The organism is Sulfuriflexus sp. (assembly GCF_032250955.1).
In the GTDB taxonomy this organism is placed as follows: domain Bacteria; phylum Pseudomonadota; class Gammaproteobacteria; order AKS1; family AKS1; genus Sulfuriflexus.
The window spans coordinates 1-24,711 of sequence record NZ_JAVVES010000002.1; the positions used below are offsets into that span (position 1 = coordinate 1).

Genomic DNA, 24,711 nt, shown 5'->3' on the forward strand with positions numbered 1-24,711 from the left:
CAATGTGTTATCGAATCTAAATCCCCTCACCCTAACCCTCTCCCGAAGGGAGAGGGAATTAACGGGACAGCAGTGACTTTTGGTGATTAATTTAAGGGGAAAGGCATAGCTGCAAAGCCAGCGGCCATTCAGCCACACAAGACAGGGGGGATCATGGCATCCACCCGACCTGACAGCCAGAAAAGACGTCTTCAGTCGAAGGCGGACAAGTCCCCGTCAAGAAGTTTCTTCAGGGCCTCTTCATCGACTACCGGGACACCGAGCGCCTCTGCTTTGGCCAGCTTTGAGCCCGCATCAGCACCGGCTATGACGCAGGCGGTTTTCTTTGACACGCTGCCACTAACCTTGGCGCCAAGCTTCTGCAGCTTATCCTTGATTTCATTACGCGGCAGAGACAATGTCCCGGTCAGCACAATGCTCTTGCCAGCCAGCGGTTGTTCTCCAGCTGCTTCAGGTTCAATTTCCTCCCAGAATACACCCGCCTCGATTAACTTTTTAATCACCTCGCGGTTATGTGGCTGGTGATCAAAGGCGGCAATATTTTTGGCCACCACCGGCCCGACATCAGGTACCGATTCCAGTTGCTCCTCTGTGGCCTCTATAATTGCGTGCAGATTGCCAAAGTGCATGGCCAGGTTGCGCGCTGTCGCCTCGCCAACCTCGCGAATACCCAGTGCAAATATGAACCTCGGCAGGGTTGTCTGCTTGCTCTTCTCCAGGGCCGCGATAAGATTGTCAGCCGACTTCGCTCCCATGCGTTCCATGCCGGCCAGTTGTTCAACCGTGAGGCTGTAGAGATCGGCAACATCATGAATCATGCCGGCATCGACAAGCTGTTCGACCAGTTTGTCACCCAGTCCATCAATATCCATGGCGCGCCGCGAGGCAAAATGCTTGATGCTTTCCTTGCGCTGTGCCGGGCAGAACAGGCCGCCACTACAGCGAGCGACTGCCTCACCCTCGACACGCACGACCTCGGAACCGCACTCCGGGCATTTTGCCGGAACCTTTAACTGGCGAGCACCTTTTTTGCGTTCACTCTTGACGCTACTGACGACTTCCGGAATGACATCGCCGGCCCGCCGCACCACAACCGTGTCGCCGAGCCTCACATCCTTGCGTCGGATCTCGTCGACATTGTGCAGCGTGGCGTTACTGACCATAACTCCTCCGACAAGCACCGGTTCAAGCCGTGCCACCGGCGTCAGGGCACCCGTGCGCCCCACCTGCCATTCCACCGCAATCAATTTAGTCATCTCTTCCTGCGCCGGAAATTTATAGGCAATCGCCCAGCGTGGTGCCCGCGAGACAAAACCGAGTACCTGTTGCTGCTCATACCGGTTGACCTTGTACACAATCCCGTCTATCTCGTAATCAAGCGCATCGCGCCGTTCGAGCAGCCGTTGGTAATAAGCCTCGCAGCCTTCCACGCCTTTCACGATTGCAGGCTCATCCGAGACGCGCAAACCCCAGTCGCGTAATTGTTCCAGTGTTGCATGGTGGGTCTCGGGCAAACGGACACCTTCTATCACGCCAACACCATAACAATACATCGTGAGGGGACGACTCGCCGTAATCGAAGAATCCAGCTGCCTTAACGAACCGGCAGCGGCATTGCGGGGATTGGCAAAGGGCTTCGCATTATTCATGCGTTGACGCTGATTCAATTCCTCGAAGCCTTTTTTGGGCATATAGATCTCGCCCCGCACTTCCAGCCGCCGGGGAATACCCTGGCCGCTCAAGCGCAGCGGGATCGCGCCGATGGTCTTTACGTTGTGCGTAACATCTTCACCGGTAGCCCCATCACCACGGGTCGCACCGCGCACCAGTACCCCGTCCTCATATAGAAGGCTAATCGCCAGGCCATCGATTTTTGGCTCGGCGAGGTATTCAATTTCGTCCACGTCCAGCGTCTGGCGGCAGCGCCGATCAAAGTCTTCCAGTTCCTCCGTCGAGAATACGTTGCCAAGTGACAGCATGGGCACTTCATGCCGCACCTCGGTAAATGCCGCCTGGGCCTCGCCCCCGACACGCTGCGTCGGTGAGTCTGCACTGCGTAATGTCGGATAACGCGCCTCCAGTTCCTGTAGCTCACGCAACATGCGGTCGTATTCCGCATCCGGGATCTCGGGGTTATCCAGCACGTAATAACGATAATTATGATAATTGAGCTGCTCATGGAGTTCGGCAGCGCGCCTCTTATCACTGGCAGGAATGGTTTTACTCGAATAACTCATTTACTGGATTTTTTCATTCTTCAGGCAAGTATGCCAATAACTTTACTATATGTGCGGCCAGGTTTATATCTTCAAGCGCATACTGTTGCCTGGCGACTGGGCTTGTATATAGAGCTTGCGTATAATCACGCCCATTCACTAATAACCACTACATAATAATAAGCGATTATAAGTATGCAACTCGTTCATGGCCTGCCTTTTAATAATCTTCAGCGCCTCAAACACGCCCCAGGGGCAGGGGCACCATTATATTCGCCGTGCTGATTTGCAAAGACGCTTAACCGGAAGCCTAATTAACCCGTGTCGTGCCAGTGCCTGGCACTCTTTTATATTCCTTGCGGGAATATTAGTAGTTATTTATTCATTTGAATACTTAGCAATCAGCACGTACCATCCTGCGTCTTCATACATATTTGTTAATTTTTCGTGAATACCGGCCTGCCTGGCCGCTGTAAATTGAATTTCCAATCGGGAATATATATAACCAAGCTGTTAAATTGACTCATCGCTACGCTCCGGCGTGAGACAAGATAGTCTTTTGTGTTTTAACACAGAAAAAACATGAGGTTTTAAGCATGAATGCGCTTGCTGACGAAGAACAGAAAACTGCCCCCAAAACAGGTCGCCCCCCTCTAAAAGAAATTATCGGCGCCGTGGTTTTTACCCTGTTCGCCGTTTACGTAGCGATGATCGTACCCTCGATTGAGATTGCCTGGGTCAGCGCTATTCTTATTCTTACTATCTACCTGTTTGTATTTGAAGTCGTTCCTGTGGATGTGGCCGCCGTCTCAATCATGGTGCTACTCGGTCTCACCACCTTGTTCGCCCCCATCATGGGACTGGAACAGGGTCTGGTAGACACCGCAAACCTGTTTGACGGTTTTGCCTCGAACGCTGTCATCTCGATTATTGCCGTTATGATCATCGGCGCCGGTCTCGACAGAACCGGCATCATGTCCAAGGTCGCCAGCTTTATTCTGAAAGTAGGCGGTACCACAGAAGGCCGTATCATCCCGATTATCTCCTCTACGGTAGCGGTGATCTCCTCGTTCATGCAAAACGTTGGTGCTGCCGCCCTGTTCCTGCCTGTGGTGTCGCGCATCTCGGCACGTTCCGGCTTGCCCATGTCACGCCTGCTGATGCCGATGGGCTTTTGTGCCATCCTTGGTGGCACAATGACCATGGTCGGCTCCAGCCCGCTGATCCTGCTGAATGACCTGATGATGACTTCCAACCAGGCCCTGCCTGCTGACCAGCAGATGGAAGCCTGGAGCCTGTTCTCTGTAACCCCGATTGGTCTGACACTGATCGCCTCAGGCATTATCTATTTCGTTGTCGCTGGTCGTTTTGTCCTGCCCACCGCCACTGAAAGCACCACCCGTGGTACCGATCCCATGCAGTATTTCCGTGATGTCTACAACATTGACTATTCAATGTCAGAGATTGTGGTGCCGGAAGGCAGTAACCTGGTCGGAAAACGCCTTGACGAAATCGAGACGGCCAACCGCATTCGCATCATCGCCAGCAAACGCGCCGGCGAAGAAACCCGCATGGGCCCGGGCACCCTGGCACGTGACACCGAGATGACGGCAGGCATGGTGCTCGGTGTTGTTGCCGAACCGGACTCACTAAGTGCCTTTATCGAAAAATACAGCCTGAAGAAACGCGACAAGCTGCGCACCTTTTCTGAATCCCTGTCTCCGAACAAGTCCGGTATTGCTGAAGTGGTCATCCCGCCAGGCTCGGGGCTAATCGGCAAGAGTGCCCGCGATATATGGATGCGCAAGACCTATGGCATGGCCATGGTCGGGCTGCACCGCAATGGTGAAACGCTCCGTGAAGGCGATGACATCCGAAACACCCCCTTCCAGGCCGGTGACACGCTGGTGGTTCACACCCCGTGGCCGGCACTCGAACGCATCTCCTCAGATCGTAACTTCGTGGTCGTGACAACCGAATACCCGCGTGAAGAAAAAATGCGACCTAACAAGCTGGGGTGGGCAATCGTTTTCTTTGCCATCGCCCTGAGCATGATATTGTTTACCGATATCCTCCTCTCTGTGGCGCTACTGACCGGTGCTGTCGGGATGATATTATCTCGCGTGCTGACAGTTGAAGAAGCCTACGAGGCGGTTAGCTGGAAGACCGTGTTCCTGCTTGCCTCGCTGATTCCACTGGGGTTGGCCGTAGAAACGACCGGCACCGCCAAATGGATTGCCGAACAGGTTCTCTATGTCGTAGGTGATGCGCCGATATGGGTAATCCAGGCTGCCGTTGCCATCCTCGCCACTTTCTTTACCCTGGTCATGTCGAACGTCGGCGCCACCGTACTGCTGGTGCCACTGGCCGTAAACATTGCCCTTGGGGTAGGCGCCAACCCGGCAGTCTTTGCGCTGACCGTAGCGATAGCAACGTCGAACTCATTCCTGATCCCGACTCACCAGGTAAATGCCCTGATCATGGGGCCAGCCGGTTACCGCGTACCCGATTTCCTCCGCGCCGGTAGCGTCATGACCATATTGTTCCTCGTCGTCATGCTGTTAATGATGAACCTCGTATTCTAAGGTACCCGATGTGAAAAAAATAAACATAACAAACCTGCTACTGAGCGTTTGCATGACATTGCTTCCCGGCATGGCCTTCGCGGCAAATGCCGATGGCAGTACACCGATTGATTTGACCGGCAGCAGTGTTGGCCTGTTTGCCATTGGCATTTTTGTCCTTGCCTACGTCCTCGTCATGGCCGAGGAGTTTACGCATCTGCGCAAGTCCAAGCCGGTTATCATTGCTGCCGGCATCATCTGGGCGGCTATCGCCTGGACCTATCAGGCAAACGGCCTGCCGGCAAACCTGCCTGAAGAGGCCATCCGCCACAATCTGCTCGAATACGCCGAACTCATGTTATTCCTGCTTGTGGCGATGACCTACATCAACACCATGGAAGAACGCCGCGTCTTCGAGGCTCTGCGCTCCTGGCTGATCAGTTCAGGTTTTGGTTTCCGCGCGCTGTTCTGGATCACGGGCATACTGGCATTCTTCATTTCACCTGTTGCCGACAACCTGACGACAGCCCTGCTCATGTGTGCTGTCGTATTAGCCGTTGGTGGTGACAACCTGAAATTCGTTACCCTCGCCTGTATCAACATTGTGGTGGCGGCAAATGCCGGTGGAGCCTTCTCCCCGTTTGGCGATATCACCACGCTGATGGTCTGGCAGAAAGGCATTATCGATTTCTGGGGATTCTTTGCGCTGTTTATTCCCGCCGCCGTCAACTTCCTCGTGCCCTCGGCTATCATGCATTTCGCTATCCCCAATGAGCACCCCACTGTCTCTGATGAAAAGGTCGTTATGCAGCGTGGCGCGAAACAGATTATTCTGCTGTTCCTGGCAACGATTGCCACCGCCGTGTCATTCCATAACTTCCTGCAGCTGCCGCCGGTCATCGGCATGCTGACTGGCCTGGGCTACCTGCAGGTCTTTGGTTTCTTTCTGAAAAAGACCGCCCATCGGGAAATTAGCGTTGCAGATGATACTGAAGCTGCTGAACAAGATGAGCAGATCGGCAGCCCGGTCGCCTTCGATGTCTTTAACCCCATCGCCCGTGCAGAGTGGGACACCCTGCTGTTTTTCTACGGCGTTGTCGCCTGTGTCGGGGGTCTCGGTTTCCTCGGTTATCTCGGTATGGCCTCGGATATTATGTATAACCAGTGGGGTGCCACCAGTGCGAACATCGCTGTCGGCATTCTCTCTGCGATCGTTGATAACATTCCGGTCATGTTCGCCGTACTGACCATGAACCCGGCAATGGATACAGGCCAGTGGTTACTGGTTACCCTGACCGCCGGTGTGGGCGGCTCACTGTTATCGATTGGCTCCGCTGCCGGTGTTGCCCTCATGGGTCAGGCCCGCGGCAAGTACACCTTCTTCAGCCACCTGAAGTGGACGCCCGTCATCGCCCTCGGCTATGCGGCCAGCATCGCCACACACTTCTGGATTAACAGCCACCTGTTTACCTGAAGAGGGCCTGGCTTCAATCATAAAAAACGGGGCCGACGGCCCCGTTTTTTTATTTCCGACATAAGCCACTCGCCATATGCGCTACCAGCTAGCGTGCCCTGCTTCCGTCTGGATAATATAAAGCCATCACAGCCGGGGGGCGTGTTCGTAAAAATCCGTTAGCGACTCTGTTCGGCAAGCGACTTGTTCAGAACGTAGGTATTCAGGCTGGCGCGCAGATCATCAATCGCCTGGCGTGTCAGCACGCTGCGATGATCATCACAAAGTCGGCCATGCAGTTCATCGGCGAGCTTGCGCGCCGTATCCAGCATGTCATCAAATACCGCCAGTGCATCCAGACGATGCGGCAAGGTCATGAGAAGCAACAGCGCCGGCGTGGATGTTTCTGCCATCGTCGCCAGCTCAAAGTAGCCTGGCTCGATGGCGTTAGCCAGGCTAAACACGGGCATGTCACTGCCCTCCTGCAGACGATGGAAGATATTCATCTCACCATATTGCAGGCCGACCTGCATAAAGGCATGCAGGAGATCCGCACCATTAAAGCGTTGCCCTTCCTGGGACAACACATGCAGGGCAATAATCCGTTCTGGTTCGGCGGGCTCTTCGGGCTGAGGGTGTTTTTGTTCACCACGTGAATCCGTATTGACATCGAAGTCGCCGATGTCCATTTGTCCGGCATCTGCGTCAGTGGCCGTGATGATTTCCTCGAGTGCTTCAAGTTCGCCACGAATATCGTAAATGGGATCGTTATCGAGTTCCGGATCCGATTCAAGATCCGGTTCCTGCCTGTGGTAAGCGTCATTTTCGGGTCGCGATAACGGCGAGTCCGTGGTGGAAAACGACTCGATATCGCCGAGGTCGTCGTGCAGATTGCTTTTCTGCCGGGCCGAGACCACATGGGTTTCGGTGCCTTCTTCACGGACACCGCCCCAGCGTTGGTAACGATCATCCTCGCGACGGCGCCTGATACGCTCCCAAAGATAGAAGGCGAGGATCAAAACCGCACCAAGCAGGATAAGTGAAATGCGCAACGAGTCCATGAGCGCTCCGTTTATGCCTTGTTTTACATCGCCGCCAGCGATGCTGCTTCGTCCACGTCCACGGCAACGAGTCGCGATACACCGGGTTCGCTCATCGTTACCCCCATCAATTGGCCAGCCAGTTCCATGGTGACCTTGTTATGAGTAATAAAGATAAACTGGATACGATCCGACATGGACTGCACCAGTTCACAGAAACGAGCGACATTGGCATCATCGAGTGGCGCGTCGACCTCGTCGAGCATACAGAAAGGTGCCGGGTTCAACTCGAAAATAGCAAACACCAGCGCCACCGCGGTCAGTGCCTTCTCACCACCGGAGAGCAGGTGGATGGTGCCGTTACGCTTGCCTGGTGGACGTGCCATCACCGTAATGCCGGTGCTGAGCAGGTCATCGTCTGTCAGTTCCATGTAGGCATGACCACCGCCAAACAGGCGCGGGAACATGGCCTTGAAGCCGTTATTCACGGTATCAAAGGTTTCCTTGAAGCGTGTACGGGTCTCGCGGTCGATCTTGCTGATCGCGTTCTCGAGTGTATTCAGTGCATCCTCGAGGTCTGTCATCTGCCTGTCGAGGTACTCCTTGCGTTCAGAGCGTTCCTTGAACTCATCGATCGCCGCCAGGTTGATAGCACCAAGGCGCTGGATGCGGCTCTCGAGTTTGCTGACATCCTCTTGCCACTGCTGCTCGGTCGCATCCTCGGGCAGACCCGCGTATAAGGCGGCCAGTTCAAAACCGGTTTCATCGATCTGTTCCTGCAAGGTCTGCAAACGCACACTGATGCCCTGAAAGTCCATACGTAGCTGTTCCAGCTCGCCGCGCACGTCCTGAACCTGTTGATCAGCCTTGCCGTTATCATCCCCGGCCTCGCGCATAGCGTGCTCAATGTCCTGCACCTGTTTACGGGCCGCGTTAAGCTGTTCCTCTGCTTCCTGGCGACTGCTTAAGGCCTGAGCCAGTTCCTCTTCCATGTTCTTTAGAGGCGCTTCGCTATCGGTCACAAACTGCTGCAGTTCGGCATGGCGTTGCTCAAGCGTGCTGATCTGGCTTTCGATACGCTGCATGGCCTGCCTGGTGGAACTCAGCTCGGTACGGTTCGACTCGGCACGCAGGGCATGTTGATGCGCGGTATCACGGTCGGCTCGCGCCTGTTCGCGGGCCTGATCCAGCGTTTCACGCAGGTTGTCGCGTCGCAATTGTAGCTCGGCACGTTCGACATCGAGTTTGGTCGCTGTCGCTTCGGCTTCCTGCAAACGGGCGCGCGCCTCTTGCAAGGCACTGCTGTCCTGTTCGAGTTCCGCACGCAGTTCACCGAGCTGGCTTTCTATCTGCTGGCTACGTGAACGCATCTGTTCGAGTGTTGTTTCGCGGCTACCGAGCTTGGACTTGTATTCAGCGTGCTGGCGATTGGCGGTGTCCAGCGAGGCCTGAATTTCGTCACGCGCCCTTTCATGCCCATGCAGGGCATCGCGGCCGGCATCGAGCTGCTGTTGCAGGTCATCAACATGTGCCGTTAATTCGGCAATACGCTTTTCGGTTTCGCGGATCTCGGCTTCACGTTGCAGTACACCGGCCTGTTCGTCGGTATTACGCGTCATCCGCATCCAGTTAGGGCCTAACCAGACGCCTTCCGCGGTAACGATGGATTCATGTGCCTGCAATTGACCGCGCAGGGACAAGGCCTGCTCAATCGAGTCTGCGGTATAGATGCCCGCCAGCAGTGAGTCAAGAGACCATTCCGAGCGGACATGCCGAACCAGTGGCGTCGCGAAATCGCGTACCGCGGCATGCTTGACCGCACCACGTTCAATAATACCTATCGCGCCTTTATCCAGACCGGCCAGTGCCTGGCCAAGATTACCGGCGTCATCGACGCTCACGGCCTGCAAGTGGAAACCCAGCACGGTTTCAACCGCTGTCTGCCAGCGTTGTTCAACATCGATTGTCTCGGCAAGACGCTGCGCATCTTTCAGGCCGTTCTGATCAAGCCAGTCGGAAACCACGCTCTCGCCCTTGCCAAGTGCATCTTCCTGCAGGGCCTCGAGTGAAGACAGTCGCCCCTGCTGGCTTTGCAGGTCACTACGCGAGGCATTCAGCGTCTCGACAATATTCTCATTATGCTCGCGACTCTGGCTGATCTGCTGCTGTGTGCTTTGCAACTGCCCGGCCAGGCCGTTGACTTCGCTATCCACCTCGCCCAACTGCGTACGTATGGAATTGATCTCGTCTTCAAGCGCCTGCGTTTCCAGCCCTTGCAATTCCTGCCGGTAACGGCCAACGCGGTCATTGATCTGTTGCTGATGTCCCTCGAGATGCTGGATGCGTGTCTGCTCAACCTGCACGGTCTTGCCCGGCTCGGCGGCATGGCTATTAAACTCTTCCCAGCTCAGTTGCCAGTCATGCATGGCCTCTTCGGCCCGCGCCAGCGCCTCACGGGAAGTTTGTTCCGCCTCGCGGGCGGCCTGCATGGCGGGCTCGATCTCCGCATAAGCCGTATCGAGTTCACTGATCTTGCGGTTATCGGTTTCCAGTGTGCGGCGGGCCTCGTTGAGCGCATTTTCGACTTCGCGGCTGTCTTGCTGCAACTGCTGGCGCTTTTCCTTGCTGTGCTGGATGGCCTGTTCGATGCGCGCAACATCGGCACCCAGCTTGTAGTAGTGGCCCTGCACATGGTTGAAGTTGTCATGCGCCTCGGTATGCTGCTCGCGCAGGTGCTCAAGCTTGCTTTCCACGCCACGCAGTTCCGCTACCGCGGCTTCGTAGGCGGTTTCCTTTTCGGCGATGGCGCGCTTTTGTTTGTCGGCCTGTTCGTCGATACCGCGGCGACGCAGTGCCAACAACTGTGCCCGGGCAACCCGCTCCTCTTCCTTCAGAAGCTTGTACTTCTCGGCCGTGTTGGCCTGGCGCTGCAAATGGCTTATCTGTTTTTCGAGTTCCTCGCGCAAGTCATTAATACGTTCGAGGTTCTCGCGAGTATGCTTGATGCGGTTCTCGGTCTCGCGGCGGCGCTCCTTGTACTTGGAGATACCGGCGGCCTCTTCAATAAACACGCGCATGTCATCCGGTCTGGCCTCGATGAAACGCGAGATCATGCCCTGCTCGATGATCGAGTAACTGCGTGGCCCCATGCCGGTACCCAGGAACAGATCCATGATGTCGCGGCGACGGCAACGCGTGCCGTTGAGGTAATAGTTCGAGGTGCCGTCCCGGCTCACCGAGCGCTTGACGGAAATCTCGTTGAAATTGGCGTATTGCCCCGGGCAGCTGCCGTCGCTGTTATCAAAAAGCAGCTCGATACTGGCCTGGCCAATCGGTTTGCGGGTCGAGGAACCGTTAAAAATGACGTCGGCCATGGACTCACCGCGCAGGTGCTTGGCGGAGGACTCCCCCATCACCCAGCGCACGGCGTCGATGACATTCGACTTGCCGCAGCCGTTCGGGCCCACAATACCGGTCAAATTACTGGAAAAAGAGACGGTGGTCGGGTCCACGAAGGACTTGAAACCGGCCAGTTTAATCTTGTCGAGGCGCATGCAATCGTATTCTTTATCTTCGGTTAGAACTACTAAATTGGAGGCATAATAACACATCACTTGTCAGCCGCATCCCGCTTCGGGTATCTTTCGCCCCATGAGCACACAACCTACTAAAGAACTTGAAACTTTCGATAATCCGCAAATCGGCCGGGACTACACCATCCGCATCGATGTGCCAGAATTCACCTGCCTGTGTCCCAGGACCGGCCAGCCGGATTTTGCCACCCTGAATATCGAGTATGTCCCACAAGATCGCTGTATCGAGCTGAAAGCATTGAAGCTCTATGTCTGGAGCTTCCGCGAAGAAGGCGCCTTTCATGAGGCTGTGACCAATCGCATCCTCGATGACCTGGTCAAGGCCTGTGCACCCCGCTTCATGCGCCTGACGGCAGAATTTAACGTCCGCGGCGGGATCTACACCACGGTCGTGGCCGAACACCGGGCCGAAGGCTGGCAGGCCCCGGAACTCGTCCAGCTTCCCTGATACCTGAGTAATTAAATCAATCGCTTGCAGGGTTTTATTAATGAAAGATCTCAGCTCAGCAGGCAAAACCCTTTTATCTCATTTTGTCCCTCACCCTCGGCATTGACCTCGGCACATCTGCCTGCCGCGTGGCCTTGCTCGATGAGCAAGGCCATTGCCAGGCACTGGCGCGTGCCAGCCTGCCAGCGCCACTGACCAGCCCGACAGGCATCGAACAGAACCCGCTAGTATGGTGGCAGGCCTGCGAGAAAGCCCTGCGAGAGGTCTTCATAAACGTTCCGGCCAGTGAGGTGGCGGCCATTGCCATCGATGGCACGTCATCAACCCTGCTGCTGAGTACGAGGCAAGGCCAGCCACTGGGTCCTGCGCTCATGTATAACGATAGCCGTGCCCGCGAACAGGCAGCTTCGCTAGCCAAAATCGCCCCCTTGGAGGCCGCCGTGCACAGTCCCTCGAGCAGCCTCGCCAAGCTGCTCTGGTTACTGGAGCATGCGCCACCGGATACCCCGTTTGTGGCCTTACACCAGGCCGACTGGCTGCTCGGTCGCCTTGGCGGACGCTATGACCGCAGTGATGAAAATAACGCCCTCAAACTCGGCTATGACCCGCTACAGCGGCAATGGCCGACATGGCTCGAGCAGCTTACCCTCTCGACGGGAGATCCCATTAGCGCCTGTTTGCCCACAGTCGTGCCGGCGGGAAGTCCACTTGGCCCTGTCGACCCGGCCATCGCCAGGGAATTCGGTCTCCGCAGTGATTGCCAGCTCATCGCGGGTACCACCGACAGTACCGCCTCTTTCCTGGCCGCCGGCGCGCATGCGATTGGCGAGGCCGTTACTACCCTCGGTTCGACCCTGGTCGTCAAGGTCCTCAGTGACAGGCCGGTGTTTGCCCCACAATACGGGGTCTACAGTCACCGCCTCGGCGAACAGTGGCTGATCGGCGGAGCCTCCAACAGCGGCGGCACCGTGCTGCGGCATTTTTTTAGTGACGCGGAGATAACCGAGCTCAGCCGCCATATCGACCCGGCGGCAGACTGCCCGCTCGACTATTACCCGCTGCTGACCAGGGGCGAGCGCTTTCCGGTTAATGACCCGGATATGGCGGGCTGCCTTGAGCCGCGTCCCGATGATGATGCCGCCTTCCTGCATGGCCTGTTCGATGGCATCGCGGCCATCGAGGCTCGCGGCTATCGCCGCCTGCACGAACTGGGCGCGCCGTGGCCGGTTTCGGTGCGCACGGTCGGCGGCGGCGCCGGCAATGCGGTCTGGGAAAAAATACGCGCCCGGCATCTGTCAGTAACCATGCTCAAGGCTGACTTTGCAGAGGCCGCCTGCGGCAGTGCCAGGCTGGCCCGCGCAGGACTCGAAAAAATTCGATAGACTATGCAGATAAATTCAGACAAAAGCAGGCAAGGTTAGCAACATGATCGCAAACGCAATACAGGGAATTGGATATTTTATTCGCGGCATCGGGCTGCTCGGCAAACCGGGTATCCGCCTGTATGTAGTTATTCCCGCAACCATTAACATTCTGTTGTTTGCCGCTCTTATTATCTTTGGCTATAGCCAGTTCATGGAGCTGGTTAACTATCTTGCCCCGTCAGAGAGTAGCTGGTTCAGCTGGTTGCGCTGGATACTGATCCCGATCTTTTTTGTTACCAGCCTGATCATTGTCTTCTTCACCTTTACCTTGTTCGCCAACCTGATAGGTGCGCCATTTAACAGCCTGCTGGCGGCGGCAGTGGAGAAGCATTTAACCGGCAGCCTCCCGCAAAGCAACAGCAACTGGAAGGCCGTTTTGAAAAGCCTTATCCCCATCATGTTCGCCGAACTGAAAAAGATGGCCTATTATATTCTCATCACCATCCCGTTCCTGATCCTGTTTATTATCCCGGTAGTCAATATCCTCGCGCCGTTTTTATGGATGCTCATGATCGCCTGGGTGATGGCAGTGGAATACACCGACTACCCAATGGGTAACCACGAGGTCTCTTTCGCCGAGCTCCGCCGACGTCTCAAGCAGCGCCGCCTCATGGCATTCGGTTTTGGCGGCAGCGTCATGCTGGCCATGTCGATACCGGTTGTAAACTTCTTTGTCATGCCAACAGCCGTCGCCGGCGCCACCGCCATGGCGGTCGAGAAGTTAAAAAGTGAATAATATAAAGCACAAAAACGACTCGACAGGATTTACAGGATTAACAGGATTTTATTTGCGCCATAGATCAGGTTTTGTTTAATCCTGTAAATCCCGTTAATCCTGTCTGATTTTATTTTTTATCACTGCTGTCCCGTTAATTCCCTCTCCCTTCGGGAGAGGGTTAGGGTGAGGGGATTTAGATTCGATAACACCTTGTTTTATTTACCCCCTCATCCTGGCCTTCTCCCTGTGGGAGAAGGGATAACGCCGATTAGAGGGTGATGAAATTTCATGTGTTCATGCGCATCTATCAGCCTGGTTACCTTATTTATCCGAAGCTTACGGCTTATCAGGCTTATGTTAACGGGACAGCAGTGATTTTTTATCTAAAAAGCCCTTAATCCGCTCGACACCCTTTTGCAGGTTTTCCAGCGAGGTCGTGTAGGCAAAGCGCACATGCTGCTCGGGTTTATAGAATCCGAAATCCTTGCCCGGCGTAATCGCCACACCGGCCTCTTCCAGCAGCTGTGCCGCAAAATGATAACTGTCATCGGTGAACTTGCTGCAATCCGCGTAAAGGTAAAAAGCCCCTTGCGGCGTTACCGGTATTCCGAAACCAAGATCACGCAAGGCCGGTAATAAATAATCTCGCCTTACGGCAAAGTCGGCGCGTCGCTGTTCATGAATGGCAAGGCTTTCGGGTTCGAATGCCGCCAGTGCGGCATGTTGTGCCGGGGTTGAGGCGGCGAGAAAGATATTCTGCGCCAGGCGGTCAATGGCATCGATATAACCTGTCGGTGCAACCAGCCAGCCGACCCGCCAACCCGTCATGCCAAAGTATTTCGAGAAACTGTTGATCACAAAGACATCATCGGCCTCGAGTGCCAGCGCTGAACTGATGTCTTCAGCATAGACAAGCCCGTGATAGATCTCGTCGACAATCAGTTGTCCACCCCGCTTCCGGGTAACAGCATGTATGTCCCGCAAGTCATCTGCAGTGACAATGGTCCCCGTGGGGTTCGAAGGCGAAGCCAGCATGACAGCAACCGTGCTCTCTGACCAGTGCTGCTCTACCAGTCCCGCAGTGAGTTGATAGTTACTCCCGGCATTCACCGGGATGCCGATCGCCTCACCTTCGTTCAGGCGCACGAAGTGACGGTTACACGGGTAACCAGGATCGGCCATGAGCACGCTGTCACCCGGGTTAATCAGCGTATTAAAGATCAACTGCAGGGCACCCGAGGCACCCGGCGTGATGACAATACGGCTGGCAGGCACGTCTATATGATAACGCTGCTGATAAAAACGGCTTACCGCCTCTCGCAGGGCGGGCAAACCGGTTGACGGCGTGTAATGCGTCTGGCCGTTCTGCAGGGCACGAATACCTGCATCAATGATCGGTTGCGCGGTGATAAAATCCGGTTCACCAATCTCCATGTGCACGATATCGCGACCCTCGGCCTCGAGTTCCCGCGCACGCCCCAACAGGGCCATCACATGAAATGGCTGGATGTCGTTCATGCGTGCCGCGATGTGCCGCTTGTTATCCATGTCAGTAACGTCAGCCCTGCATCAGTTTTTCAATAAGGGCGATGTCGACATAATCAGCCCCATAGGCGTCACCACTGAGGACCGTAAAGCGCTGCCCCGGTTCGCCCAGGTGGTCCAGCACCAGTGCCGCACCGCTGAAGTCATGGTCTTTCGTATAATCATTAATAGCAATGATGGTACGCAGCTTGGCACCACGCGATGACAGAATGCCGTTCTCGGAATCCTCGAAGGCCATGCAAACATCGGCATCCAGCTGCATTTCCTGCAAGGCATAGTCATAGATATCGGATGCGGGTTTTTTCGCCGGCACGATGTCCCCGGCCGCAATCACCTCGAACCATTCCATGGACTCCTTGCCGAGGGTATTCACCAGCAGAGCCTCAACATTAATGGGTGTGGTCGTGGTCGCGATAGCCAGGCGCAGACACTTCTCACGGGCCTCGTTCAGCAGGCGCTTCACGCCCGGGCGCAACGGGATGCCACCAGACTCCAGCAATGCCGTGTAGTGTGCGGTCTTGGATTGATGTAAGTCCGCAATAAATGCAACATCATTCTCCGGCAGAACGAAATCAGTATTGAAGTTTTCCAGGTAGTAGCGGATGCGTTCCTTGCCCCCCGTCACTGCCAGCAGTTCACCGTACAGTTCAACTGACCACACCCAGTCCAGGCCGGCCTCGGCAAAGGCCTGGTTAAAGGCCACACGGTGACCGTCTCGCTCGGTATCGGCCAGCGTGCCGTCTACATCAAAAATCAGTGCTTGCAGTGTTGCCACAATTTATCCTCACTTTTCAGGGGGTAGGCGAAAAAACGGCACCTATGATACCACTCTGGTCACGTTTTTCCGGCCTGCCTATGCCCCTGGCCGGGAACAGGTTTTTTTACTGATCGGCGGCAAATTGAAGATAGTTTGCCCCCGCCGCCAGATTTTGGTATATATTCCCGCTTGTTTTTTCAAACCCAGGCATCATCACAGGATGTAAGTACATGGTTACAAAGAAAAAAGTGGCAAAGAAGGCAGCCAGCAAGAAGGCTGTAACCAGGAAAGCCCCGGCGAAAAAGGCCGTCGCGAAAAAAACTGCAGCAAAAAAGGCCGTCAGCAAGAAAGCTGCCGTGAAAAAAGCGCCTGCTAAAAAGGCCGCTGCCGCGACGAAAAAGACTGCATCAACCGTCGATATTCAGCCGCTTTACGGCGAGCCTTACAAACTGAAAAAAGGCGAAGAATACATGAACCCGAATCAGGTCGAGCACTTCCGCAATATCCTCAATATGTGGCGGGCCGACCTGATGCAGGAAGTTGATCGCACTGTCCATCATATGCGCGACGAGGCAGCCAACTTCCCTGATCCGAATGACCGCGCATCGCAGGAGACCGATTTTGCCCTCGAACTCCGCGCCCGTGACCGTGAGCGCAAACTCATCAGAAAGATCGATGAATCTATCGATATGCTCAGCAACGACGAATACGGCTACTGTGAAATATGCGGTGTTGAAATAGGTGTGCGCCGTCTCGAGGCACGGCCGACGGCAAACCTGTGTATCGACTGCAAGACCCTGGATGAGATTCGCGAAAAACAGATGGGCTAGGCGGCCCCTGCAGCAAATCCTGTTCCTGAAAATGGCGAGATTGTTATCTCGCCATTTTTATTTATGCCTGAATATGACTATCATTTTGCCATGAACACCGCACCATCACACTACCGGGGGCGCTTTGCCCCCTCGCCCACAGGGCCCCTGCACTTCGGTTCCCTGGTGGCCGCGGTCGGCAGTTACCTCCAGGCTCATCACCAGCAAGGCGAATGGCTGGTACGCATGGAAGACGTCGACCGGCCACGTTGTGTCGCCGGTGCAGATACCGACATCCTTCACACGCTTGAAGCCTGTGGCTTGCACTGGGATGGTGAGGTCATGTATCAGAGCCCGCGTGAGTCGATCTACAACGAAGTCCTGACACAACTACAGGCACTGAATGCCTGTTATCCCTGTGGCTGCAGTCGTAGCGAAATCGCGGCCATCGCGGTTCAGGGCAGTGAAGGGCCAATTTATCCCGGTACCTGTCGCGAAGGCCTCGCTGCAGGCAAGATCGCTCGCTCGATTCGCGTCAGGCTCGATGATACCTGTATCCGGTTTCATGACCTGTTACAGGGGGAGATAAGCCAGTACCTGTTCCGTGAAATCGGGGATTTTGTCATCAAGCGTGGGGATGGTCTGTTTGCCTATCAATTCGCTGTGGTCGTTGATGATGCGGAGCAAGGTATCAGCGAAATCGTCCGCGGCAGTGATCTGCTCGGCTCAACCTCGCGCCATATCTGGCTACAACAAAAACTCGGTTACCCGACACCGCGCTACCTGCACCTGCCAGTGGCAGTAAACAATGCCGGTGATAAACTCAGCAAACAAACCCACGCCAGTGCCATCGAGGTAGCCGACCCGCGCCCGGTCCTGATAAAGGCATTGAACTTTCTTGGCCAGCAGGCACCAGATGAATTAAGGGATTGCCAGCTTGATGAACTTTGGCAATGGGCCATCGAAAACTGGCGTGTGGAAAACATCCCGGCCAAACAACAAATACCAACAGCAGATGAGTAGAAGTCATCTATGCTTGGTCTGTATCAATAAACAGGCAGAAATATGAGCGACCAATCCGACTACATGCAGGCCTTCAAAGGCTACTTCCGCGGTCTCAAGGGCTGGGACGATCTCAGCCGCTTCTGGGATACTTTGCGCCGGCATAACCAGGGCCAGTGGTATGTCTATGCTACTGCCGAACAGCCGCCGGCAGAACCCCTCCGCGTTGATGAACTCGAGGCGTTTATCCAGCAGGCTGACAGGGAACTACGTGAACAGCACGAAGAAGATTACTGTGGCATCGTTTATGTAGATAGCGAAGATGACCCGACCTTTATCAAGATCTATGATCCCGGCAATCTCGGCGTCGTCTGCGGCTTTAGCGACAACCCGCCACTGCCGAAATGGGTACTGTCGCGGATGAAACCCATAGACGTTGTTGCCGCCACCACGCCGCCAAGTCGCTGGAAAAAACTCCTGCACCGTTTTGCCTGACCTCGACCATTCCGCTATGTCTGGATACGGCAAGAACAGAAACCCCGGCCTCGCCTCCGCCGTCGCCCTCGGCCCGCTTGCCGTTATCCCGGCCATGCTGCTGGCGGTCAGCGTATTACGGCTTATGTATCCCGAGGCGCAGGCCGAACTGCTGCGCCAGTATCATGGTGGCCTGGTGGTATCATTCTTTGGCCTGTTTTTCGGCTATGCCGCCACTCTGCTTTACGGTCTGCCAGTATACTTTCTCCTGCAACGGCCTGGTCGCTATAACCTGTTTACCGTCATCCTCGCCAGCCTGTTGCCCGCCCTGCTCATCGGCCTCGCGGACCCTGTGCAATGGCCCTATTACCTCGCCATGGCCTATTTTTCGGTGTCTGTCGCCGCAGCTTGCTGGCTGATCACTGCAAGAAAAAATCTGGCGCAGCTCAATCAACAGAACCTTTTCTGAATTTCCTGATCTGAAAACGTGCCGGATACAGTGCCTGCCAGGTGGTTTCAGCCACGGCCAGTGGCTCATGCTGCAACTGACCGGCAATGATTTCTGCAGCGAGAAAGGCAGAGGTCAGGCCGCGCGCGCCATGGCCGGTGTTCACAAACAGGCCATCCAGATATTCAACTGGCGGGTATGCAGAGGCTCGTTTGCCCTTGTGCAGGTCATGGTAGTTTTCCGCCAGGAAGACGGTATCGGCAACCGGGCCAAGCAACGGCAGCCTGTCTGCGGTTGTTGCTCTTAAGGCGGCACGGCTTTTACTAACAGCCGTTTTATCTGTAAACAGTCCCGGCAGAGCCGCCTGGCACTGGCGGATATTTTCCATGTCTTCTTCTCGCCTTGACTCAGTACTTCTGTCACCGGCAAGAAAACTGGCACCGATCACATGCTCGCCCTGGCTTGCCGGCAGGATGTAACCTTCATGACAGATCGCGCAACGGAGTTGACTGCTCTTTGCTGATGCGGGAATCATACTTATCTGCCCGCGGGCCTGTTCTATGGGCAGAAAGGCCGTCGGCAGGAACCTGTTGGCGGCACCAGCATTGGCAAGAATCACGGTGCCGGCAGTCAGGATAAGGGACTGCCTGGCATCCAGTAACTGCCAGGCACCATCGATATATTGAATAGCCGCCACATCGGTTTGGGCATGCAGACGGATGTTATCTCCCGCATCGTTTAATAGCACACGGCATAACTGCACGGGATCCAGCCAACCGGCCTGCGGAAAATACAGGGCCGGCGTTTCGATCTCGATACCGGCGATATCGCTGGCCTGTTCCGCACTGACCCTCTGCGCCAGTTCCGGCGCGCAGTCGAGTCTTTCGATTTGCTTGCTAACCCGCTCCGAACCGGCTAACTGTAAGACCCCGCCCCGCTGCCAGTTAAGTTCCGGGTATTGCTGCTTGAGCCGATCAAGTTCACGCACTGATTTAAGAAAGGCCGTGTCGTAGAACGCGCGCTCAGCGCTATCACCCAGACTAATACGCGGCATAACGAGACCGAGCGGGTTACCGGAACCTTCTTGCGCGATCGCGGCATGGCGCTCGATGACGTCAACCTGCCACCCATGCTTGGCCAGTGACCAGGCGGTGGTGATACCGGCAATGCCGGCACCGACAACCACCGCGTGTTTACGGCCCCCGGTCCGGGAGGTTGGCCGGGGCAAGGCGAACCACGGTGCCCTGGCCTGGAGCGGCGCTTCCTGTGTCAGCACACCACGCAGCATTTCACGCTTTTTACCAAAGCCCTTCACCTTCTCGACCGTAAAGCCGGCTTCCTGCAAACCGCGGCGCACGCTCCCGGCGGCGGTAAAGGTGCTGAAGGTTGTGCCCACCTTGCCGAGACGTGATACCTGCCTGAATACGGAGGCATTCCACATAGCCGGGTTCTTGTCCGGTGCAAAGCCATCAAGATACCAGGCATCTACGCTGGCATGAAGCTCTTGAAGTGCCTCCTCTACCTCAGCAAAGATCAAGGTCAACACCACTCGCCCATCAAATAATGGAATATGGTGGAAGCCTTTTACAGCGGGAGGGTAATTTGCAATTAGTTGCGCCGATACGGCTTCGAGCTCTGGCCAACAGGCAAGCGCCTGTTTCAGGTCGGACTTGCTGAGGGGAAACTTCTCGATAGAAATATAATTCAGGCATGCCTGCTCATTGGTCTTTAGCAGCCACTGCTGCGCAGTCACAAGGAAGTTCAGGCCGGTACCAAAACCGCTTTCGGCAACGACAAACTGTTCTACAGGTTCCGCGGACAACCAGCGATCAGGCAAGTGATTTTGCTGCAGGAAGACATAATCAGTTTCCTCGGGCCCACCTTCACGCGAGAAATAGATGTCTTCGAACTCGTTACTAAAAGGCTGGCCCTGTTGCCATTCGATATCGGCGTGCTTCATGCGCCGTAATATACCGCATATCGCCTTCGCAGGGAGTAAATTTAATGTGCATGGAACTATATTTTCCTGGTATTTAGAACCATAGCCTGCCTGCTTTCGGCAAGAAAAAAGGAAGTTCAGCATTCTCTCCTCTTGCATGCCTGTTTCTTAGTTCGAAGCAGTTGCTAACAAAATAGCTTCATCAGGCTGAGTTCGGCCAAAAGCGGGCATTCAGTGAGTAATTTAGATGCATTACACTGAGTTCATATTTCTGGGTTTCTCCTAACTATTCAGCTAAGATGATTCATGCAGGCCCAGATAGTTTTCTGATGATGGTTGCTTTATTAACGAAGATGCATATTAACCAATGCTGACCCTTTTTTGACCTTTTTTATCCATAATCAATAGTGTCGCACACTCTGGAATATTGTGAAATCCATGCTTTCAATAGCGTGCTCGCATTCAACACAAACACGTTAGATTCAGTAATGACACAAACCGATACCATCAAACAGTACTGAACAATGCTGTAAGATAAAGACTTTCTAATGAACCGCTGTTCGATGTTTGAGGCCGAGCCTGGCTTTTTTCAGGTTCTCTGCAGCGAGGACATAAAATGTCGGCTTGAGTTTAAGTGCATTTTCGAAATGACTAATTGCCAGTTTATAGTCCTTCTTCTGCATAGCTACATAGCCAATATTGTTATGTGCCTGCGCACGACCAATGCCATTGCCGAGAATTTTTAAGGCCTCATCATAGCGTCCCGACCAGGCCAGTGTCAGACCGAGATTATTGATTAACCCGATATTGTTTGGCGCATGCACAAGACCCGCTCTAAGCACCTGCTCTGCCTCAGCATACTGCCGGGTCAGCATCAGTGTATAGCCAAGGTTATTCAACAGTGGCGAATAGTCCGGGAGGATCGCAAGCGCCTTTCGATAAAATTGCTCTGACGCTTCATTATCCGATTGTATGCCCGCGAGCACACCCAAACCATTCCAGGATCGCCATCGTTCAGGGCTGAGCTGTGTGACAAGCTGTAGATCTTTTTTCGCTTGTTCATGCCTGCCCATAAGTATCCGCGCAAGGCCACGCCTCTCCAATGCTTCTACATCATCCGGATTGTTAATAATCACCCGGCTAAAGTAACCTTCAGCCAGCTCCAGCTCGCCTATGTCCCGGCTTGCCCTGCCACTTCCCATCAGTGCATGGCGATTGCCCGGCTCGCGTTGCAGAACCCTGTCATAGTGAAAAAGCACTTCAACGGGTTTTCCGGCATCCTCTGCCCGTTGAGCAGCCTGCATACTACTATCAGTTCCAGCTTGCTCCCCCTGCTTCGATAGATCACCACGGGTTGCGCATCCCTGCGTGAAACCCGTTATAAGCAGAAGCAACGAAACAAGAACCGCTTTCCTGGTAAAAATATCAGGCATTTGTCTCCATTTTCTTACGCATAGCGAATTCATGGATCAGAAAATCTTTACCCAACACAACCTTTACATCGATATCATTGCGGTTATCCCGGGTCTCACGCAATATGGCCTTGACAGGCAACCGTTGCATCAACTGCTCAGCTGCCTTGAGTTTGCCGGTGGAGTAATAGACTACTGTATCGTCATAGTTGAAATGATCGGCATTGGTAATCAGGTTAACTGACTCGCCATATTGCCTCAGCACATTCTGCATCAGGCTGGCCAGACCATTGAGACCATTGCCATTCGAAACCTCTACCCGTGCCTTGCTAACGTTACCATAACCGGGAAAATCCTCGCCAATCAGCAACGTGATATCGATATCCTTGCGATTATTTGAGGTTTCTTCCAGTCGGGCCTGTTTGGGCAGGCTATTGGACAACTTTTTCGCAGCAGCAAGTCTACCACTTGCATAATAGATCACTGTTTCCTTGTAATCATAATGATCGGCATTGGTAACACTCTTTGTGACTATTCCTTTGCTGCTGAGTATATTTTGCAGCAAACGTGCGACTCCTTCACGGCCGTTGCCATTCGACAACTCTATACGCGCCGTAGCATCTGCTTCCTGGCGAACTATTTTCTGCGCTGCCAAATCCTCTTTCCATTCGATCGTCATAGCACCATTGCCAGACTGAGAATCCCGTAATGCCACATCTTGAGTAGGGATCTTGTGTACGGCATACATAGCCCTGACACTTCCTGCTTCCGTTATGTAGGTAGCATTCTTAACCAGGGTAGCTCGTTCAGCCGGTTTACTGACCATATGTTCGTCAGCTACCTGCAGCGTCTTCGACTTATCGTATGATGCCGCCTGATTAACGTCATCATTATCTTTTAATAGACTCGGTACTGTGGCCACTATAGCGGATGGACTTAACCCACCCTGATCTGTATCAATTGTCGCCGTAATCGTGATACCCACTGGCATCAATTCACTATTCTTAATTACCTCTTTACCACTGTCGGTCACAGAGATATCAGCGACTACATCAGTCACTACCACGTCAGATAATGCTGATCCTGCCGAAAACTTCTCTATGGTTACCGTAGAAGAAAGTGGGTATTCGACTATGATCTCATCAACTGTGGCCACTGTCGGCAGGGATTCTTCAACTACCGGCTCAACCATCGCCGTCACGGTGGGCAAGGGTTCTTCGGCCACAACAACCTGTGAGCTGGTCGCTATTTCCTCAGCTTTCTTAATTGGTTTATTAATAACTGTTTCACGCTCCACACTGACGCGAACTTCCTCAATCTTTATTTTTTCAGGAAGTGTTGCATGGGTTACCAGAGTACCAGATAGATCACTCGGATGATCACTGGCCAGGGCAAGATGACTGCGTGCAATGGCATTAGCCGGGTCTTTCATCAACGCCAGGCTCAGAACCTTTTTCGCATCTGCATTTCTGCCTTGCAAGATAAAAGAGTAACCCAGGTTACTCAATGTACGCACGGAATCAGGCTCTATGGCGAGTGTCTGGTAATAATAATTAGCTGCCAGATCATAGCGTTGCATCTTGTCGTAACAGGCTGCAATACCATTTAATACCTGAACAGAATTCGGATTCCTGACAAGTTCAGACTGAAAGGCCTGCAAGGCTAATCCATAGTGCTGACTGACAAAATGCTGCTTGCCCTGTTCATAGAAACTGTGGACCCCGAGCGCTAACTGTTGCCCCTGTACGCGATAAACAGGTTGTAGAGACCCCATTGCCCCAGGTCCTGATGCACAACCGGTGACCAATACAGCTGTACTAAGTAATGTTGCACTAAACTTGAGTCTCTGGGTCATTTTGCTAGCCATATCGCACCTCACCTGTCATTTTTTTAACCGCCAAACGCAACAAAGAATCCTTTGTAGATACGCACCATTGCAGGCCCAAGCACAATCAGAAACAGGGCCGGAAAAATGAAGAACATGATTGGGAAAATCAATTTAACTGCTAGTTTTGCGGCTTTTTCGCGCGCATTCTGGACTCGTTTGATACGCATCTCTTTTGAATGCTCATTCAATGCCGTCGCCACACTCGTGCCAAAATGCTCAGCCTGTATCAATAAAGTTGTCAGGGAACGCACCTCATCAACCCCGGTTCTGTCGGCCAGGGAACGCAAGGCCTCTTCTCTGCTTTTGCCCGCGCGCAACTCCAGACTGAGAAGATTGAACTCGTCTGCAAGCTGCGGATGGCTACCACCCATTTCGAGACCCACCCGCTGGACTGCGGCATCAAGACCCAGCCCCGACTCAACACAGACCACCAGCATGTCCATGGCATCCGGAAACCCCTCAACAAACGTCAATTGGCGTAAACTCACTCTTCTGGAAAGAATCATTTCTGGCAGGTAAAAACCGATGATCGCAATCAACACAAGAAGGGCCAGCACATTGGTACGCGTGGTTATCAATGCCGGTGACAAAATAAGAAATAGCAGCACAATGATTAACGGCAGCAATATTGCCAGAAGAATCTTGATACTGACAAACACATTCAACGCACCCGGGTGCCTGTAGCCTGCACGCACCAGTTTCGTTTTAAGGTTTGATCGCTTCCACCCCTGCTTGGGCAATAACACCTTGGCTAGCGGCTCAACCCAGTGCACATTAAACTCCCCTTCCTGGTGCGGAACATGCTCACCCTGTTTTTCGGAAATTGACTCTAGCCTGCGCTGTACTGGATTTTTTCCACCCATTAACCATTGTAATATTGCATAGAACATCAGGGCTGTGGACAGGAAAACCAGCAGCAGTGCCATATAACCCAGCTTGCCTGCCGCCACACTTTCAGTAAATCCAATCAGGTCCGTCATT

Annotated in this window: 18 protein-coding genes; 9 read left to right on the plus strand and 9 right to left on the minus strand. The window is 54.0% G+C overall.

What is annotated here, in order from left to right; translation table 11 throughout:
* Nucleotides 1-191 precede the first annotated feature (191 nt).
* The gene (gene ligA / locus RQ738_RS00380) at nt 192-2,237 is read right to left on the minus strand and encodes an NAD-dependent DNA ligase LigA (RefSeq protein WP_314161386.1); all 2,046 of its coding nucleotides are present in this window, start codon (nt 2,235-2,237) and stop codon (nt 192-194) included.
* A 686-nt stretch (nt 2,238-2,923) separates the two neighbouring features.
* Between ligA and RQ738_RS00385 the strand changes: the two genes are divergently transcribed.
* Both RQ738_RS00385 and nhaD read left to right on the plus strand, forming a co-directional pair.
* Nucleotides 2,924-4,801 carry an SLC13 family permease gene (locus RQ738_RS00385; protein ID WP_314161451.1) on the plus strand — a complete coding sequence of 626 codons (1,878 nt, stop codon included), beginning with the start codon at nt 2,924-2,926 and terminating at the stop codon, nt 4,799-4,801.
* A 52-nt stretch (nt 4,802-4,853) separates the two neighbouring features.
* Nucleotides 4,854-6,254 carry a sodium:proton antiporter NhaD gene (nhaD, locus tag RQ738_RS00390; RefSeq protein ID WP_314161387.1) on the plus strand — a complete coding sequence of 467 codons (1,401 nt, stop codon included), beginning with the start codon at nt 4,854-4,856 and terminating at the stop codon, nt 6,252-6,254.
* 158 nt (nt 6,255-6,412) lie between these two features.
* Here the strand turns inward: nhaD and zipA are convergent, their stop codons facing one another.
* Complete coding sequence (zipA, locus tag RQ738_RS00395) at nt 6,413-7,294, minus strand: cell division protein ZipA (RefSeq protein ID WP_314161388.1); 882 nt, start codon at nt 7,292-7,294, stop codon at nt 6,413-6,415.
* A gap of 23 nt (nt 7,295-7,317) precedes the next feature.
* Entirely contained in the window at nt 7,318-10,827 is a 3,510-nt protein-coding gene (gene smc, locus RQ738_RS00400; protein ID WP_314161389.1) for a chromosome segregation protein SMC, read from the minus strand.
* Nucleotides 10,828-10,924: 97 nt separating this feature from the next.
* Here smc and queF point away from each other — a divergent pair, with 97 nt between their 5' ends.
* The 3 genes from queF (at nt 10,925) to cysZ (ending at nt 13,474) form a co-directional block, all read left to right on the plus strand.
* Entirely contained in the window at nt 10,925-11,314 is a 390-nt protein-coding gene (queF, locus tag RQ738_RS00405) for a preQ(1) synthase (RefSeq protein WP_314161390.1), read from the plus strand.
* An 83-nt stretch (nt 11,315-11,397) separates the two neighbouring features.
* Nucleotides 11,398-12,696 carry an FGGY-family carbohydrate kinase gene (locus RQ738_RS00410; RefSeq protein ID WP_314161391.1) on the plus strand — a complete coding sequence of 433 codons (1,299 nt, stop codon included), beginning with the start codon at nt 11,398-11,400 and terminating at the stop codon, nt 12,694-12,696.
* A 43-nt stretch (nt 12,697-12,739) separates the two neighbouring features.
* Nucleotides 12,740-13,474: a sulfate transporter CysZ gene (cysZ, locus tag RQ738_RS00415; protein ID WP_314161392.1), complete on the plus strand. Its 735-nt coding sequence runs from the start codon at nt 12,740-12,742 to the stop codon at nt 13,472-13,474.
* Nucleotides 13,475-13,813: 339 nt separating this feature from the next.
* Here the strand turns inward: cysZ and RQ738_RS00420 are convergent, their stop codons facing one another.
* Nucleotides 13,814-15,004, minus strand: coding sequence for a pyridoxal phosphate-dependent aminotransferase (locus RQ738_RS00420; RefSeq protein ID WP_314161394.1), 1,191 nt, complete (start codon nt 15,002-15,004; stop codon nt 13,814-13,816).
* 10 nt (nt 15,005-15,014) lie between these two features.
* Entirely contained in the window at nt 15,015-15,776 is a 762-nt protein-coding gene (locus tag RQ738_RS00425; protein ID WP_314161395.1) for an HAD family hydrolase, read from the minus strand.
* 401 nt (nt 15,777-16,177) lie between these two features.
* Here RQ738_RS00425 and dksA point away from each other — a divergent pair, with 401 nt between their 5' ends.
* The 4 genes from dksA (at nt 16,178) to RQ738_RS00445 (ending at nt 18,512) form a co-directional block, all read left to right on the plus strand.
* On the plus strand, nt 16,178-16,588 hold the full coding sequence (gene dksA / locus RQ738_RS00430; RefSeq protein ID WP_314161452.1) for an RNA polymerase-binding protein DksA: 411 nt from the start codon (nt 16,178-16,180) through the stop codon (nt 16,586-16,588).
* A 90-nt stretch (nt 16,589-16,678) separates the two neighbouring features.
* Nucleotides 16,679-17,590 carry a tRNA glutamyl-Q(34) synthetase GluQRS gene (gene gluQRS / locus RQ738_RS00435; protein ID WP_314161396.1) on the plus strand — a complete coding sequence of 304 codons (912 nt, stop codon included), beginning with the start codon at nt 16,679-16,681 and terminating at the stop codon, nt 17,588-17,590.
* A 42-nt stretch (nt 17,591-17,632) separates the two neighbouring features.
* The gene (locus tag RQ738_RS00440) at nt 17,633-18,064 is read left to right on the plus strand and encodes a hypothetical protein (protein ID WP_314161397.1); all 432 of its coding nucleotides are present in this window, start codon (nt 17,633-17,635) and stop codon (nt 18,062-18,064) included.
* 16 nt (nt 18,065-18,080) lie between these two features.
* Entirely contained in the window at nt 18,081-18,512 is a 432-nt protein-coding gene (locus tag RQ738_RS00445; RefSeq protein ID WP_314161398.1) for a hypothetical protein, read from the plus strand.
* On the opposite strand, the gene mnmC is transcribed toward RQ738_RS00445, so the two are convergent.
* The 4 genes from mnmC to RQ738_RS00465 all read right to left on the minus strand — a co-directional run bounded on the left by mnmC (nt 18,490) and on the right by RQ738_RS00465 (nt 24,710).
* On the minus strand, nt 18,490-20,451 hold the full coding sequence (mnmC, locus tag RQ738_RS00450) for a bifunctional tRNA (5-methylaminomethyl-2-thiouridine)(34)-methyltransferase MnmD/FAD-dependent 5-carboxymethylaminomethyl-2-thiouridine(34) oxidoreductase MnmC (RefSeq protein WP_314161399.1): 1,962 nt from the start codon (nt 20,449-20,451) through the stop codon (nt 18,490-18,492). The genes RQ738_RS00445 and mnmC overlap by 23 nt on opposite strands.
* Nucleotides 20,452-20,975: 524 nt before the next feature.
* Entirely contained in the window at nt 20,976-21,863 is an 888-nt protein-coding gene (locus tag RQ738_RS00455; protein ID WP_314161400.1) for a tetratricopeptide repeat protein, read from the minus strand.
* A complete protein-coding gene (locus tag RQ738_RS00460) occupies nt 21,856-23,709 on the minus strand; it encodes a LytR C-terminal domain-containing protein (RefSeq protein ID WP_314161401.1) in 1,854 nt (617 codons plus the stop codon). The genes RQ738_RS00455 and RQ738_RS00460 overlap by 8 nt, the downstream gene beginning before the upstream one ends.
* 23 nt (nt 23,710-23,732) lie before the next feature.
* Nucleotides 23,733-24,710, minus strand: a complete 978-nt coding sequence (locus RQ738_RS00465) for a type II secretion system F family protein (protein WP_314161402.1) — start codon at nt 24,708-24,710, stop codon at nt 23,733-23,735.
* Nucleotide 24,711 lies beyond the last annotated feature (1 nt).